The organism is Vibrio sp. TRT 21S02, assembly GCF_050113675.1.
Classification (GTDB): Bacteria; Pseudomonadota; Gammaproteobacteria; order Enterobacterales; family Vibrionaceae; genus Vibrio.
Map to the genome: position 1 here is coordinate 109,515 of NZ_JBNJOI010000012.1, position 16,489 is coordinate 126,003.

Consider the following 16,489-nt stretch of genomic DNA (forward strand, 5'->3'; position numbering starts at 1 on the left):
TACGTATATTAAAAAAGGGCCGTTTGGCCCTTTTTTATTGAGGATTATTCCTCGGTATCTTGGCCACTGCGGTTTAGCAGGAATTGGACAAGCATTGAGACAGGACGGCCCGTTGAGCCTTTTGCTGCGCCTGATTTCCACGCAGTACCTGCAATATCAATGTGCGCCCAGTTGTACTTCTTAGTAAACTTAGATAGGAAACAACCCGCAGTGATGGTGCCGCCAGGACGACCACCAATATTTGCCATATCAGCAAATGGGCTCTTCAGTTGCTCATGGTATTCGTCCGCCATTGGTAGACGCCATGCACGATCGCTTGCTTGCTCAGAAGCGTTCACAAGCTCATGAGACAGTGGGTTGTGGTTAGAAAGAACACCACTAATATGATGTCCCAGTGCGATAACACAAGCCCCGGTTAGCGTTGCTACGTCGACAACACAGTCTGGTTCGAAACGTTCTACGTAAGTCAATGCATCACAAAGTACCAGACGGCCTTCCGCATCGGTGTTGAGAACCTCAACCGTTTGACCTGACATAGTTGTTAGGATGTCACCTGGACGGTAAGCATTGCTGCCTGGCATGTTTTCACAGCCCGCGAGAATACCAATTACGTTGATTGGTAGGTTTAGCTTCGCTAGCGCTTTCATGGTACCGAATACCGATGCTGCACCACACATGTCGTACTTCATCTCATCCATGCCTTCGCCTGGTTTTAGTGAAATACCGCCTGAATCGAATGTTAGACCTTTACCCACTAACACGATTGGTTTTGCTTCTGGATCTGGGTTGCCCTTGTACTCCATGATTGACATCATTGATTCGTTTTTCGAACCACGACCTACTGCTAGATAAGATGTCATGCCCAGTTTTTCCATCTCTTGCTCACCAATGATCTTGGTGGTTACCGTTTCGTAATCGTCAGCAAGGCGACGAGCTTGAGAGGCAAGGTAAGCTGGGTTCGCAATGTTTGGTGGCATGTTGCCAAGATCTTTCGATGCTCGCACACCAGAAGCAACGGCTAAACCATGTGCAATTGCTTTTTCACCAAGGTTAAGCTCACGACGTGTTGGTACGTTGAATACCAATTTACGCAGTGGGCGACGTGTTTCTGGTTTTACACTCTTGAATTGATCGAATGTATATAAACCATCTTTTGTCGCTTCAACAGCTTGGCGAACTTTCCAATAAGTATCGCGACCTTTAACGTGTAGCTCAGTTAGGAAGCAAACCGCTTCCATTGAACCTGTTTCGTTAAGTGTGTTGATGGTTTTTTGAATGATTTCTTTGTACTGGCGTTCGCCCAGTTCACGTTCTTTACCACAACCAACGAGTAAAACGCGCTCTGACAGCACACCTGGTACTTGATGAAGCAGTAGCATCTGCCCCGGTTTACCTTCCAGATCACCACGGCGAAGTAGTGAACTAATGTAGCCATCGCTGATCTTATCGAGCTGCTCGGCTACTGGAGAAAGGCGACGTGGTTCAAATACACCCACGACAATACAAGCGCTGCGCTGTTTCTCAGGGCTACCACTTTTTACACTGAACTCCATGCGTACTCCTACATCCTGAAGACAAATAGAACTAAATGTTAGATAATGGGGAACTTACTTACAGAATCCTAACTCCGAATTACCATTAAATAAGTACGCTAACACTTAGCCAAAAAATTTAAAAATAATAGGTTCAACGGGAAATTATAGTGATTCAGTTAAAAAAACAAGTTTTGTATAGGTAATTTCAGCGTGATTATTGTTAGATATTTGATCCGCGAAACACTCAAAAGCCAACTTGCGATCTTTTTTGTGCTTTTTTTAGTGTTTGTGAGTCAAAAATTGATCCGAGTTTTAGCGGATGCTTCGGATGGTGAAATCCCTGCCAGTCTGGTCATGAATTATGTTGCACTCAGCATGCCTTCAATGGGGCTACTGATGCTGCCACTGAGTATATTCCTCGGCATTTTATTGACCTTCGGACGCTTGTACGCAGAAAGTGAAATTACGGTAATGAATGCAACAGGGATAGGAAATAAGTTCCTAATTCGTGCGGCGTTATACCTTGCAGTGATTACTGGTGTGCTGGCGGCATACAACTCTTTTTTCCTTTCTCCATGGAGTCAGGATCGAATTATCCAATTGGAAGAGCAAGTTGAAGCTGAAAATAGTGTCGATTTACTGAAAAAAGGCCATTTTCAGGGTACGCCAGACGGTACATCGGTTGTCTTTATTGATGATATCCGAGATAAAAAGTTACAAAACGTGTTTATTGCTCAGATGCGTCCGAGAGACTCGATTTTACCAAGCGTCATGTATGCCACTTCTGGTGATGTAAAAGAAACCAGTGATGGCCGACAAGTGATCACTTTGTATGATGGCACGCGTTGGGAAGGCGTTCCTACAAGTGTTAACTACATGGTGACTGATTTTGATGAATACGAAGGTCTTATCGGCCAACGTGAAGTAAAACAAAAAGGTCGTGATTGGGAAGCCTTACCGACTACAACACTATTTGGTAATTCAGATCCTAGGGCGCAAGCTGAGCTCCAATGGCGTATTTCACTGGTTGTGTGTATTCCATTATTAACCATGTTGGTGGTTCCGCTTTCAGCGGTAAACCCACGTCAAGGACGTTTTGCCAAAATGGGCCCCGCTATTTTGATTTATCTAGCGTATTTCCTCGCGATAAGTGCAACCAAATCAGCCATAGAAGATGGCGGAATTCCAGCAGCAATTGGTATGTGGCCCATCAATGCCGCATTGCTTTTGACTGCAATTATCGCAAACTCGATGGACAGCGTAGCAGTCCGACGTCTTAAAGAACAATTTAGAAAGAAAAAGGCGGCCTAAGACGTGTTTAAAATTCTCGATTTGTATATTGGCAGAACCATTATCGCAACAACCTCTTTAGTGTTGGCGACGTTTGTTGGTCTTTCTGCCATCATCAAGTATGTGGAGCAACTTCGTAAAGTCGGACAAGGCACTTACGATTTGCTACAAGCGCTATTTTTCGTCTTGCTCAGTGTTCCTCGAGATATTGAGATGTTCTTCCCAATGGCAGCGTTGCTTGGTGCTTTGATTGGTCTCGGAATGTTGGCATCGAGCTCTGAATTGGTTGTCATGCAAGCGGCTGGTTTCTCCAAGTTGGACATTGGTCTATCTGTATTGAAAACGGCCGTGCCACTGATGATTATTGTGACCTTATTAGGCCAGTGGGGGGCGCCGCAAGCGCAGAAAATGGCAAGGGATATGCGTGCCTTTTCTACTTCAGGTGGCGCCATCATGTCTGTTAGAGCTGGCGTTTGGGCGCGCGATGCTAATGATTTTGTTTTTATCGGAAAAATTGAAGACGATAAGTTGTATCGACTGAATATGTGGCGCTTTGATGAAGAGAAAAAGCTCGAGTCAGTGATTCATGCAGAAAAAGTCGATTATTTAGGTGATAACGAATGGATCATGCGTAATGTTCAAGTAACGGACATGCGTGATGATATCGAGATAGCCAAACACAATATGCCGGAGTATCGCTGGACAACTTCACTAGCGCCAGACAAGTTGGCGATTGTAACAGTGAAACCAGAAGAACTGTCGCTAAGTGGTTTGTATGACTACGTCACATACCTTGAAGACTCTGAACAAGACTCATCACGTTATGAACTGGCATTTTGGCGCAAAGTCACTCAGCCGTTTTCCATTGCTGTGATGATGTTGATGGCATTGTCGTTTATCTTTGGTCCATTGCGCAGTGTGACGATGGGGGCAAGGATCTTGTCTGGTGTGATAGCCGGTTTCACCTTCTATATTTCCAGCGAGTTCTTTGGCCCATTGAGTTTGGTGTACAACATTCCTCCGGCATTTGGTGCAGTGATGCCGAGTATCGTCTTCCTCACAATTGCTATTATGCTCTTGAGAAGAAAGCTCTAAATCGCATAAAAAAACGGCAGCCGATTGGCTGCCGTTTTTTATTAGAGAAGCTTTTTCAAACGATACAGTTCTTCCAGCGCTTGACGAGGCGTGAGATCGTCTGGGTCTATATTGGCCAGCGCTTCTTCAGCTTCACTGGGTTCAGGGATGAGGCTGAGCTGGTTTGCTATGTCAACAGCTGTACTTGGTAGTCCTGTCTCTCCTGATTGGCTCAGTTGCTCTAGCTGAGTGAGCTTGACTCGTGCCTGTTTGATCACTGTTTTAGGCACACCAGCAAGGGCTGCAACAGCAAGGCCATAAGATTTACTCGCGGCACCTTCTTGAACGGCATGCATAAACGCAATGCTATCGCCATGTTCAACGGCATCTAAATGAACATTCGCTAAATGTGGGATTTGGTTTGGTAGCTCTGTGAGTTCAAAATAGTGTGTGGCAAAGAGCGTCATTGAACCGAGCTCTTTAGCCAGCCATTCGGCACTTGCCCAAGCAAGAGATAGACCATCGTAGGTACTGGTTCCGCGTCCAATTTCATCCATTAACACTAAACTGTTTGCCGTTGCATTATGCAAAATGTTCGCGGTTTCTGTCATTTCGACCATAAAAGTTGAACGGCCAGATGCGAGATCGTCGGATGCACCAATACGGGTAAAAATACGATCAATAGAACCGATTTGTGCAGACTCCGCAGGTACATAAGCACCAATATGAGCCATCAGCGCAATGAGGGCAGTCTGACGCATGTACGTAGACTTACCACCCATATTAGGACCAGTAATGATCAACATCTTTCGCTGTGGGTTCAACTCAATAGGGTTAGCGATAAACGGCTCATTCATCACTTGTTCAACGACAGGGTGGCGCCCACCTTGAATGTGGATCCCAGCCTCTTTAGTGAGAACCGGACGGCAATAATCGAGAGAATCTGCTCGCTCAGCTAGGTTTTGCAATACATCGATTTGAGATAATGCCGATGCAAGATTTTGCATCTGTTCCAAGTGCGGCATGAGCAGATCAAACAGTTGTTCCCAAAGCTGTTTTTCCAGAGCAAGCGCTTTGGATTTTGAGTTCAACACCTTATCTTCATGCTCTTTTAGCTCAGGAATAATGTAACGCTCGGCATTCTTTAGCGTTTGACGGCGCACATAATGTGGTGGCACTAAATGACTTTGCCCTCGGCTGACTTGAATAAAGAAACCATGCACATTGTTATAACCCACTTTGAGCGTATCAATACCGTGGCGGTCACGTTCATCAGCCTCAAGCTTTTCTAGATACTCAGTGGCACCGTCAGCTAGCTTACGCCACTCATCGAGTTCGGCATTGTAACCTTCGGCAATCACACCGCCATCGCGGATCACCACGGGAGGGTTATCTTTAATTGCGCGTTCAAGTAAATCGCAAACCTCGTCCATTGGTGCCGCATACTGAGCCAGCTTTCCAAGGTAAGGATGAGAAAGCTCGCCCATTATTTGGGCTAGTTCTGGGAGCTGTTGCATGGCAAAGCGCAGACGAGCCATATCACGAGGGCGGGCACTGCGTAGAGCCAGTCTGGCGAGAATACGTTCAACATCGCCTACTTGTTTCAATACCGGATGAAGATCAGCGAACAAACTGAGTTCTTTCAGTTCACTGATGGCATCAAGGCGATGATTGAGCGTGTCGATATCGCGCATAGGCTGGTGCAACCAACGCTTAAGCATGCGACTGCCCATTGGTGTTGCAGTATGATCAATGACTTCGGCTAACGTATTGTCAGTGCCGCCAGCAAGGTTTTGTGTGATCTCTAGATTGCGTCGTGTAGCGGCATCCAAAATGACTGAATGATCTTGGCGATCAAAGGTTAGAGCACGTATGTGAGGCAAAGCTGTGCGTTGGGTATCTTTTACATATTGAATCAAACAACCAGCGGCACACAGGCCTAGCTTTGCATTCTCAACACCAAACCCAATGAGATCACGGGTACCAAATTGTTGGTTCAGTTGCTGTTTAGCGGTATCAAGTTCGAATTCCCAGACAGGGCGGCGGCGATTGCCGTTGCGTGAAGACATCAGATGAACGGGTTCAAAATCTTCAGGGAATAACAGTTCACGTGGGGAGGTTCGCTGAAGTTCTGCTGCCATGGCTTCTTCTGTTTCTGGCTCCATTAATTGGAAACGACCAGAAGTTACATCAAGGGTAGCATAACCAAACTTACCATTGTGGTAATAAATGGCGGCGATCAGGTTATCGATACGCTCAGATAGTAATGCTTCGTCCGTTACTGTTCCCGGAGTCACAATCCGTACGACTTTACGTTCAACAGGGCCTTTGCTGGTCGCAGGATCGCCAATTTGCTCACAAATAGCCACCGACTCACCAAGCTGTACCAATTTCGCTAAGTAACCCTCAACGGCATGAAACGGCACGCCCGCCATTGGAATAGGTTCGCCAGCTGATGCACCGCGTTTAGTTAACGAAATATCCAACAGCTGAGAGGCTCGTTTGGCATCGTCGTAAAAAAGCTCGTAGAAGTCGCCCATGCGATAGAACAACAAAATATCCGGATTTTCAGCTTTGAGCTTGAGATATTGTTGCATCATTGGAGTATGTTTTTGCTTTTCTTTTTCAGGTAACGCTTTCACGGGCAAAGTCTTTCGTTTATTTCTATTGCGGCTTAGGATACGTGAATAGCGAATAAGCGAAAAGTCGCAATGAGGTTTTTAGACATGGAATCACAGCAAAATTTATCCAAACAGCTTGGAAAGCTTCTTAGTGAACAACGTCTGGTTTTAACAACTGCTGAATCGTGTACAGGCGGTGGTGTGTCTACTGCAATAACAGATATAGCAGGCAGTTCAGCGTGGTTTGATCGAGCATTTATCACCTACAGTAACGAAGCCAAAATGGAAATGTTAGGGGTGAAAGCTGAAACGCTTCAAGAGTATGGCGCGGTGAGTGAAGAAACCGTCCTTGAAATGGTCCGTGGCGCTGTTTCTCATTCTAATGCGAATATTGGTGTTTCTATAAGTGGGGTTGCAGGGCCCGGAGGTGGCTCAATCGATAAACCTGTAGGAACGGTTTGGTTCGCTTGGGCTGATGATTGTGGTTGGCAGCACTCCGCTCTATATCACTTTGAAGGTGACCGAGCGCAAGTGAGGAAACAGGCAGTACACGTAGCGCAAGAAGTACTGTATAACGAGCTGACTCGCCGACGTTGAATTTACTTTGATGAAATAAAAATATTTATAAATCAAATTGATATAGTTAGATCATAAAAAAAATATACTTAACTATAGACACTGTATGAATCAACAGTATAATGGCTTTTATTGATTGGGCGGGCTGCGCCCTGATTCAGAAAAGAACTTAAATATCATCAGTAACTTGATGAGATATTTGGAGAAAGTAATGGACGAGAACAAACAGAAAGCGCTCGCCGCTGCGCTAGGTCAAATTGAAAAACAATTCGGTAAAGGCTCAATTATGCGCCTTGGTGACAACCGCGCAATGGACGTAGAAACGATTTCTACTGGTTCACTTTCTCTTGATATTGCTCTTGGTGCTGGTGGCCTGCCGATGGGCCGTATCGTAGAGATCTACGGTCCAGAATCATCAGGTAAAACAACATTAACACTTGAATGTATTGCTGCAGCGCAAAAGCAAGGTAAAACTTGTGCGTTTATCGATGCTGAGCATGCGTTAGATCCTGTATATGCGAAGAAACTTGGTGTTGATATTGATGCGTTATTGGTTTCTCAGCCAGATACAGGTGAGCAGGCGCTAGAGATCTGTGACGCACTGGCTCGCTCTGGTGCTATCGACGTTATGGTTGTCGATTCAGTAGCTGCTTTAACACCTAAAGCGGAAATTGAAGGCGAAATGGGTGATAGCCACATGGGTCTTCAGGCTCGTATGCTTTCTCAAGCAATGCGTAAGTTAACGGGTAACCTAAAGCAATCTAACTGTATGTGTATCTTCATCAACCAAATCCGTATGAAAATTGGTGTGATGTTCGGTAACCCAGAAACAACCACTGGTGGTAACGCACTTAAGTTCTACGCGTCAGTTCGTCTTGATATTCGCCGTACAGGTTCAATCAAAGAAGGCGATGAAGTTGTTGGTAACGAAACTCGCATCAAGGTTGTGAAGAACAAGATTGCTGCACCATTTAAACAAGCTGAAACACAAATTCTATATGGTCAAGGCTTCAACCGCGAAGGTGAATTGATTGACCTAGGTGTTAAGCACAAGCTAATCGAAAAAGCGGGTGCTTGGTACAGCTACAATGGTGACAAGATTGGCCAAGGTAAAGCAAACGCAGGTAAGTTCTTACGTGAAAATACTGAGGCTGCAAAAGCTATTGATGCTAAACTGCGTGAAATGTTGCTTTCACCAGCAGAAATCCAGCCGGATGATGCGGAACTAGGCCAAATGCCAGAGCAAGAAGAGCTATAAGCTGAATCCTCTCTTTTCAAAGCCCTGCACTTGCGGGGCTTTGTTATATCTATCCTACCTACCATCGAGATTATGTTCCAACGTAAACCCCCGACGCTATCGAGTAAAGAAGCCGCAATGCAGTTACTTAGCCGCCGTGATCATGGTGAATATGAACTGTATCAGAAGCTGATTTTAAAAGGCTATGAGCAAGAAGCGATCGAGGAGGCTGTTAACTTCTGCCTCGACCACAACTATTTAGATGATCTACGTTACGCTAAAAGCCAAATTCGCCAACATGTCTACAAAGGGCATGGTGAAAGAAGGATCCGTCAAGAATTGAATCAAAAACGTGTTGCTGACCATTTGATTGATAAAGCGATGCAAGAGGAGTCACAGGACTGGTTTGAGTGTGCAAAGTTAGTTGCAGAGAAGAAATTCAAAGGAATAAGAGCCAAAGATCAAAAAGAGTACGCTAAACAAGTGCGTTTTTTGCAATATCGAGGCTATACATTTGAGCAAATCGAATATGCGCTTCACGCTAAATCTGAGTGAGTTCAGTAAGTTAACTTTGAATCATATTTTTAAACTCAGAGAGTTAATGATAAGTACCCGTCTGTCTCATTTTTAGCGCATGCGTGAGCTTAAGCTTTGGGATCTTTCGCTGTAAAATTGTCCACCGCAATTTCTACCGTTATCAAGTTTTAAGTTATATATGTCATTGATCAAATACAGGCCAGATATAGATGGTCTCAGAGCAATTTCCGTCCTTGCCGTTATATTATTCCACATTGACGCATCCTATGTTCCAGGTGGCTTTTTAGGTGTTGATTTCTTCTTTGTTATTTCTGGTTTTTTAATCACGAGCATTATCTATAAGCAGAAAAAGCAGAATCAATTCAGCTATGCTAACTTTTATGTACGAAGAGCAAAGCGAATTTTACCAGCATTGTTTACGGTATTAATTCTAACTTTGATTGCTGGCCATTTCATTCTTTTGCCATATGAGCATTATAAACTTGGCATTTCAGTTATAAGTATTCTCGCTTTTAGCTCTAACATGCAGTATGCGCTCAGAACTGGCGACTATTTCTCTGGTGACTCCGGGGAGTGGCCATTACTTCATACTTGGTCTTTAGCTGTAGAAGAGCAATACTACTTCTTATTCCCTATTATTCTGTTCCTGATCTGGCGTTTTGGGAAACAACACTTAATCCTATTGCTGTCTGTGATGATGATCGCTAGCTTTTCTCTAGCGCAATATATGTCACTACAGCCTGAGTATTCTAAAATTAGTTACTACTTAATTATCACTCGAATGGGGGAAATGCTGGTCGGCTCTATTGCTGCTATCGCTGTTGTAGACGAAAAAATAAAACCATTAAAAAGTGAATTGATTAGTGGACTTGCATTAATTTCATCATTTATATTGCTATTCTTGGTCGATAAATATGATACTTTTCCTGGGTTTATTGCATTACTAGCTTGTGTTCCAATAGTTATTATTATTCTTTCTCAAGGAACTTATGTAAATAAACTGTTATCTAATAAGATACTCGTTTCCATTGGATTGATTTCTTTTTCTTTATATTTGTTCCATTGGCCAATACTCGCATTTATTCGCTATATATTTAGTCCTGAAATAAAACATGGTCATTTACCTATTAACCTACAAGTTGTAGCATTTATTTTAACAGTCTCGATGAGTGTCTTTTCGTATAAACTTATCGAAAAGCCATTACGACAACTTGAAGTTCCTAAGAAAAAGGTTGGTATATATTACTTTTTGGTACCATCATTTTTATTAGGTATCTTTGCATTGACGTTATTTCAAACCCAAGGTATGCCTAGCCGACTAGATACAAATTCAGCTCTTGCTAAATATCAATTCAACCATATTGATAAAGACATGTGTCCTAGTTTAGTCAATTTAGGTTGTAAAGGTGGTAATTCAGCCTCAGATAAGAAATTGGTTTTGTATGGAAACAGTCATGCTGAACACTATTATGGTTTTGTTGATCAGCTAGCAAAAGATAATGATCTAGCACTATCTCTTTATGCATCAGGAGGGTGTGCGATTGATGATAATTCTTCAAAATGTACGGCTGTACGTGATGCGTATAATAAAGCTAAACAAGATGCTGATATTATAGTGATTGCGTATCGCTGGGATGGGTTCAATGAGAAAACAGCCGAAGATTTAGCACAGCTGATTCGTGAAGCGAAGACTGTGACTCAAAAAGTTGTAGTATTAGGTCAACCACCACTTTGGAAGTCACAACCTTCTAAGGTTTATAATTGCAATCGTCTTGGTTTTAGTTGTGATGAATCGATTGAGATATCATCTAAATACCCGTTGTATAACGATAAAGTCAAAGCGGTAGCAGAAGAAAATAAAGTTATTTTTGTTGACCCATTTGAACATATTAAGAATATTAACCAATTGAGCTACGAAGGTAAGCTATTATATTCAGATGATGATCATCTTTCAGTATATGGTTCACAGTGGTTATATGAGCAGTTTGGTTCAATAAATCTAACAAGTTTAAAATGAAGAAATTTCTTTTAGTTATTATCTGTACAAGTGCTTTGTACCTTTTAAACTTTCACTTTATCAATGGTGAGTTGAGGAGAGTGAAGTATCACTCTTTTCAGGCATCTGATTTTTATCAAAGGTGGGACGATAAATTTAGGAATCAGGATGCTAGTCATAAAACTATTTTGCTAGGAGATAGTATTACTGCTGGTCTAAGAGGACATACAGAAAGCCTTACCTTTGATAGTGTCAATTGGGGGATTTCTGGAGATACCAGCAAACTATTATTAAACAGAGTCAATAAATATCACTTTAGTGGCTCGAATGCGGTACATTTAATGATAGGTACAAATGATTTAGGTAGAAATACTTCTATCAAAGATATAATAGTAAATATTGACAGCATTATTCACTTGTTCCAAGAGAAAAGTATTAATGTTTATTTGTATAAAGTTCTATATACAGATGGTGTTTCTCGTCGTAATTCAGATATTTCGTTGTTAAACCAAGAGATTGAGCTTCTTTCTAACAAGAGAAATATTATATTGGTTGATCTTAATAAATCTTTATCTAATGATAATAAGTTGATTGATGAATATTCTTATGACGGCTTACATTTGAACAAATTAGGTTATGAAGTATGGTTAAAAGAGTTGAACACTCTTTCTCAGAAAAATACCACATTACAACCGATCAATTAGTCGAGATTAGGGATTTGGGAAGCGTTAAGCTAAAATCCACAAATCCTTACTCTTTACTTATCTTCTTCTATATCCAAGCTTATGACTAGTTTCCCGTACACCAACTAGTCTTACTTTCCCGTAGCAGCATATGTCGACTTATTTCAAGTAATTGGTTAACAATATGTCGCGAAAACTATCCATACTGTGCTCTTTTCCACAAGAAAGCTAGTCGTAGCTGATACCTTGATCTACAATACGGCAAAATTCTAACTCGACTATTTTCAGGAAGAGCTGCATGTACATGAGCACTGATGAGGTTCGTAACGCGTTCCTCAAGTTCTTTGAGAGCAAAGGACACCAAATCGTAGAAAGTTCATCGTTAGTACCGCATAACGACCCAACCCTGCTATTCACAAATGCAGGTATGAACCAATTTAAAGATTGTTTCTTAGGTTTAGAAAAACGCGCTTACACACGAGCAACTACGGCTCAACGCTGTGTACGTGCGGGTGGTAAGCACAATGACCTAGAAAACGTTGGTTTCACGGCTCGTCACCATACTTTCTTTGAAATGCTTGGTAACTTTAGCTTTGGCGACTATTTCAAAGAAGATGCGATTGCGTTTGCTTGGGAATTCCTGACTGAAACGCTTAAACTGCCTGCAGAGCGTCTACTCGTAACAATTTATGAAACGGACGATGAAGCATTCGATATCTGGAACAAGAAAGTCGGCGTTCCAGCAGACCGCATTATTCGCATCGGCGACAAGAAAGGTGGTAAACCATACGAGTCAGATAACTTCTGGCAAATGGGTGACACGGGTCCTTGTGGTCCATGTACTGAAATCTTCTACGATCACGGTGAGCACATCTGGGGTGGCCGTCCTGGCACACCTGAAGAAGATGGTGACCGTTTCATCGAGATCTGGAACAACGTATTCATGCAGTTCAACCGTCACGCAGACGGCACTATGGAACCGCTACCAAAACCATCGGTAGATACGGGGATGGGTATCGAGCGTATCTCTGCAATCATGCAAGGCGTTCACTCAAACTACGAAATCGATGTATTCCAAACTCTGATCAAAGCCGCCGCTGAAGTGATCGGTTACGAAGATCTATCAAACCAATCGTTACGCGTTATCGCTGACCACATCCGCTCATGTTCATTCCTGATCGTTGATGGCGTTATGCCTTCAAACGAAGGTCGTGGCTACGTTCTACGTCGTATCATCCGTCGTGCAGTTCGTCACGGTAACAAGTTGGGTGCAGAAGGGGCATTCTTCCACAAACTGGTAGGTGTACTAGCAGATATCATGGGTACGGCTGGCGAAGAGCTGAAGCGTCAACAAGCAGTGGTTGAAAAAGTACTGCGTATTGAAGAAGAAAACTTCGGTCGTACACTTGAGCGTGGTATGGCTATTCTAAACGAAGCACTAGATAACCTAGACGGTAAAGTGTTAGACGGCGAAACCGTATTCAAACTTTACGATACTTACGGCTTCCCAGCTGACTTAACTAACGACGTTGCACGTGAGCGTGAGTTCGCAATCGACGAAGAAGGTTTCGAGAGAGCGATGGAAGAGCAGCGTCAACGTGCGCGTGAAGCTGGTAACTTCGGTACTGACTACAACGCAGCAATCAAAGTTGATACGCAAACAGAATTCTGTGGTTACACAGGCACAAAAGGCTCTAGCTCGGTAGCAGCGATGTTCGTTGAAGGTAATGAAGTCGATTCACTATCTGCAGGCGACAAAGCAATCATCGTACTTGGTGAGACTCCATTCTACGCTGAGTCAGGCGGCCAATGTGGTGACGCTGGTGAAATCCGCACTGAGTCTGGTGTATTCCGTGTTGAAGATACTCAGAAACTAGGCAACGCAATCGCACACCACGGTGTAATGGTGGAAGGCGTGCTAGCGAAAGGTGACGAAGTAGCAACTATCGTTGACGCAGAGCGTCGCGCAGCTATCTCTCTAAACCACTCAGCAACGCACTTGTTACACGCAGCACTGCGCCAAGTTCTTGGTGAGCATGTAACGCAGAAAGGCTCACTAGTGAAGGCTGACAGCCTACGTTTCGACTTCTCACACCTAGAAGCGGTAACCGCAGCGGAACTGAAAGAAGTTGAGCGCCTAGTCAACGCACAAATTCGTCGTAACCACGTGATTGAAACCAACGTGATGGACATTGAGTCTGCGAAGAAGAAAGGCGCAATGGCGCTGTTCGGTGAGAAGTACGACGACGAAGTTCGCGTACTGTCTATGGGCGATTTCTCGACTGAGCTTTGTGGTGGTATCCACGCATCAAGCACCGGTAACATCGGTCTATTTAAGATCTCTTCTGAAGGTGGTATCGCGGCAGGTATCCGCCGTATTGAAGCAGTAACGGGTGAAGGAGCGCTAGACGCAATCGAAGCTCAAGCGGCTAAGTACGAAGAGAAACTGGCTGAATCTGCACAGAAAGCGAAATCTCTTGAGAAGGAAATCCAGAAACTGAAAGACAAGATGGCTGCTGCAGAAAGTGCAAACATCATGGGTAAAGCTCAGGAAATTAACGGTGTTAAAGTGCTAATCGCTGGTATGGAAGGTGCCGATAGTAAAAATCTACGCACTATGGTTGATGACATCAAGAATCAAATGGGCAGCGGTGTTGTTATGTTGGCAAACGTCAATGATGGCAAGATTGGCCTGATTGCTGGTGTTACCAAAGATCTGATCAGCAAAGTTAAAGCGGGTGACCTTGTTAAGATGGTTGCTGAACAAGTCGGTGGCAAAGGCGGTGGCCGTCCAGATATGGCACAAGCTGGTGGTACAGATGTTGCTGCGCTGCCTGAAGCGATTCAATCAGTACAGCCTTGGCTAGAAGAACGCCTGTAATTAATTCAAAACGACTTACGCTCAATCATTATTCTTTGATTGGGCGTATTTTTTTATGGTAACCAAGTGGTTTATTTGACCGTATTTTAACCAGGTCATTTAGGCAGCTTGGTTTTTGTTGTAACGGCCACGTATATAATCGTAACCAACGTAATATGGGTGGTTCGAATGAGACTTTGGTCTTGGGAAGGTGAAGACTGGTGAAAAAGCCCCTTATCGTGCAAAAGTTTGGCGGAACCTCTGTGGGTTCAATTGAAAGGATCCATCAGGTCGCTAAACACATCATTAAGGCGAAAAATGATGGCAATCAAGTTGTCGTTGTGGTGTCTGCTATGTCAGGCGAAACAAATCGACTCATGGAGCTCGCTAAGCAAATAGATAGTGTTCCAACGGCTCGAGAACTTGATGTTTTGCTCTCTGCTGGTGAGCAAGTGTCGATGGCACTACTCGCAATGACGCTCAATAAATTGGGTCATGCTGCGCGCTCACTTACCGGAGCACAAGCGAATATTGTGACGGACAATCAACACAATGACGCGACGATTAAACATATTGATACCTCGATAATTGATGAATTATTAGCGTTAGATCAGATAGTGATAGTCGCAGGTTTTCAAGGGATCAATGAAAAAGGGGACATCACCACACTTGGCCGTGGTGGTTCCGATACTAGTGCAGTGACGTTAGCGGGTGCATTAGGCGCAAAGGAATGCCAGATCTTTACTGATGTCGATGGCGTATACAGTTGTGATCCTCGAGTCGTCGAAAATGCGGCGAAACTTGATGTCATCGACTTCCCTTCTATGGAAGAAATGGCACGTAAAGGGGCTAAAGTATTGCATTTGCCTTCAGTCCAATTTGCTTGGCAAAACAAAGTGCCATTGCGAGTTCTATCTACATTTGATAGCAATGCAGGTAGCTTAGTGACAGGAGAGCAATGCCAGCGCGCTGTGTGTGGTTTGGCGATTCAACGTGATATGAGCCTTATTAAGGTCAGTTCAGACCACCTGTCTAATGTGAAAAAACAATGCCAGTTGTTAGGTATACGCATATGGAATGTGATCGAACATCCAGAATGGACAGGCATTATTATAAAACAAGATGCTTGTGCCAAATTGGCTCTGGTTTTCAGCGATAAAATCCGTAATAGTGAGCCTTTAAGTTTGCTAACTGTTGTTGGTTTGCGAGCTGAAGAATTGGTAGAGCGTTCATGTGAGTTATTAGAAGAGCAGGGGATCCAAATAGGTCATGTTGCTCAGAAAAAACAGTCATTGATGTTCGCCTTGTTGCCTGAATGCGTCGATAAAGCGGCCAATATTCTTCACGATGCTTATATAACATCTAATGAAGTAGAAGATTATCAACAAAAACATGCGTTTTTAGGTTAGACTCCCGCAACAATTGAGTTTACGAAAATATAACTTTTGTTGGATAATAGCTTCGTAGCAAGATAAATCAGAGATTACTCAAGGAGCAAAAGAATGCTAATTTTGACTCGCCGTGTTGGCGAAACCCTAATGATTGGTGATGAAGTTACAGTAACGGTACTTGGTGTTAAAGGTAACCAAGTTCGTATCGGCGTTAATGCTCCGAAAGAAGTATCTGTTCACCGTGAAGAGATCTACATGCGCATTCAAGCAGAAAAAGGTAATGGTAACACTGCTTCTGGCAACTACTAATTACAGAAAAAGGCTGACTTCGTGTCAGCCTTTTTTCTTTGTTTATTCGGCATATTAATTGTGAAAAGAGTGATTTCGCATCGCTTTGATTAAATAGCCAACGGTTGGCGTTTTTTTTCCGATTTTTGCCAAGAAAATGTTTGACATATTTTTGGTAAATCGTAATATGTGCCTCCGCAAGACGGTGAGGTGGCCGAGAGGCTGAAGGCGCTCCCCTGCTAAGGGAGTATGCGGTTTGTAGCCGCATCGAGGGTTCGAATCCCTCCCTCACCGCCATTCTTGCAATCGCTTTTGAAACAAAAGCATAGCGCGCTCGTAGCTCAGCTGGATAGAGTACCTGGCTACGAACCAGGCGGTCGGAGGTTCGAATCCTCCCGAGC

12 protein-coding genes and 1 tRNA gene are annotated in these 16,489 nt (G+C 43.5%); 11 read left to right on the top strand and 2 right to left on the bottom strand.

Features of this window, described 5'->3' with window-relative positions; all coding sequences use genetic code 11:
* Window positions 1–44 precede the first annotated feature (44 nt).
* Window positions 45–1,553, bottom strand: a complete 1,509-nt coding sequence (pepA, locus tag ACQEXU_RS15860) for a leucyl aminopeptidase (protein WP_427011559.1) — start codon at window positions 1,551–1,553, stop codon at window positions 45–47.
* A gap of 192 nt (window positions 1,554–1,745) precedes the next feature.
* Between pepA and lptF the strand changes: the two genes are divergently transcribed.
* A complete protein-coding gene (lptF, locus tag ACQEXU_RS15865; protein ID WP_427011560.1) occupies window positions 1,746–2,846 on the top strand; it encodes an LPS export ABC transporter permease LptF in 1,101 nt (366 codons plus the stop codon).
* A gap of 3 nt (window positions 2,847–2,849) precedes the next feature.
* Entirely contained in the window at window positions 2,850–3,920 is a 1,071-nt protein-coding gene (lptG, locus tag ACQEXU_RS15870) for an LPS export ABC transporter permease LptG (protein WP_427011561.1), read from the top strand.
* Window positions 3,921–3,961: 41 nt separating this feature from the next.
* On the opposite strand, the gene mutS is transcribed toward lptG, so the two are convergent.
* Window positions 3,962–6,499 (bottom strand): DNA mismatch repair protein MutS, encoded by a 2,538-nt coding sequence (gene mutS, locus ACQEXU_RS15875; protein WP_427011572.1) that lies wholly within the window; start codon window positions 6,497–6,499, stop codon window positions 3,962–3,964.
* 126 nt (window positions 6,500–6,625) lie between these two features.
* Between mutS and pncC the strand changes: the two genes are divergently transcribed.
* The 9 genes from pncC to ACQEXU_RS15920 all read left to right on the top strand — a co-directional run bounded on the left by pncC (window position 6,626) and on the right by ACQEXU_RS15920 (window position 16,385).
* Window positions 6,626–7,117: a nicotinamide-nucleotide amidase gene (pncC, locus tag ACQEXU_RS15880; protein ID WP_427011562.1), complete on the top strand. Its 492-nt coding sequence runs from the start codon at window positions 6,626–6,628 to the stop codon at window positions 7,115–7,117.
* Between the two features lie 190 nt (window positions 7,118–7,307).
* Complete coding sequence (gene recA / locus ACQEXU_RS15885; protein WP_367988119.1) at window positions 7,308–8,354, top strand: recombinase RecA; 1,047 nt, start codon at window positions 7,308–7,310, stop codon at window positions 8,352–8,354.
* Window positions 8,355–8,426: 72 nt separating this feature from the next.
* Entirely contained in the window at window positions 8,427–8,888 is a 462-nt protein-coding gene (recX, locus tag ACQEXU_RS15890; protein WP_427011563.1) for a recombination regulator RecX, read from the top strand.
* A gap of 160 nt (window positions 8,889–9,048) precedes the next feature.
* Complete coding sequence (locus ACQEXU_RS15895; protein WP_427011564.1) at window positions 9,049–10,887, top strand: acyltransferase family protein; 1,839 nt, start codon at window positions 9,049–9,051, stop codon at window positions 10,885–10,887.
* 80 nt (window positions 10,888–10,967) lie between these two features.
* Window positions 10,968–11,570, top strand: coding sequence for a GDSL-type esterase/lipase family protein (locus ACQEXU_RS15900; protein WP_427011565.1), 603 nt, complete (start codon window positions 10,968–10,970; stop codon window positions 11,568–11,570).
* A 277-nt stretch (window positions 11,571–11,847) separates the two neighbouring features.
* The gene (gene alaS, locus ACQEXU_RS15905) at window positions 11,848–14,430 is read left to right on the top strand and encodes an alanine--tRNA ligase (RefSeq protein WP_427011566.1); all 2,583 of its coding nucleotides are present in this window, start codon (window positions 11,848–11,850) and stop codon (window positions 14,428–14,430) included.
* Window positions 14,431–14,630: 200 nt separating this feature from the next.
* On the top strand, window positions 14,631–15,818 hold the full coding sequence (locus tag ACQEXU_RS15910; protein WP_427011567.1) for an aspartate kinase: 1,188 nt from the start codon (window positions 14,631–14,633) through the stop codon (window positions 15,816–15,818).
* Between the two features lie 93 nt (window positions 15,819–15,911).
* The gene (csrA, locus tag ACQEXU_RS15915) at window positions 15,912–16,109 is read left to right on the top strand and encodes a carbon storage regulator CsrA (RefSeq protein WP_006963114.1); all 198 of its coding nucleotides are present in this window, start codon (window positions 15,912–15,914) and stop codon (window positions 16,107–16,109) included.
* Window positions 16,110–16,292: 183 nt separating this feature from the next.
* A tRNA-Ser gene (locus ACQEXU_RS15920) sits at window positions 16,293–16,385 on the top strand.
* Window positions 16,386–16,489 lie beyond the last annotated feature (104 nt).

Bases quoted from the DNA above. Each gene is read 5' to 3' on its own strand.
- pepA (WP_427011559.1), bottom strand. From the start codon at position 1,553: ATGGAGTTCAGTGTAAAAAGTGGTAGCCCTGAGAAACAGCGCAGCGCT.
- mutS (WP_427011572.1), bottom strand. From the start codon at position 6,499: ATGATGCAACAATATCTCAAGCTCAAAGCTGAAAATCCGGATATTTTG.
- pncC (WP_427011562.1), top strand. From the start codon at position 6,626: ATGGAATCACAGCAAAATTTATCCAAACAGCTTGGAAAGCTTCTTAGT.
- recA (WP_367988119.1), top strand. From the start codon at position 7,308: ATGGACGAGAACAAACAGAAAGCGCTCGCCGCTGCGCTAGGTCAAATT.
- recX (WP_427011563.1), top strand. From the start codon at position 8,427: ATGTTCCAACGTAAACCCCCGACGCTATCGAGTAAAGAAGCCGCAATG.
- ACQEXU_RS15895 (WP_427011564.1), top strand. From the start codon at position 9,049: ATGTCATTGATCAAATACAGGCCAGATATAGATGGTCTCAGAGCAATT.
- alaS (WP_427011566.1), top strand. From the start codon at position 11,848: ATGTACATGAGCACTGATGAGGTTCGTAACGCGTTCCTCAAGTTCTTT.
- csrA (WP_006963114.1), top strand. From the start codon at position 15,912: ATGCTAATTTTGACTCGCCGTGTTGGCGAAACCCTAATGATTGGTGAT.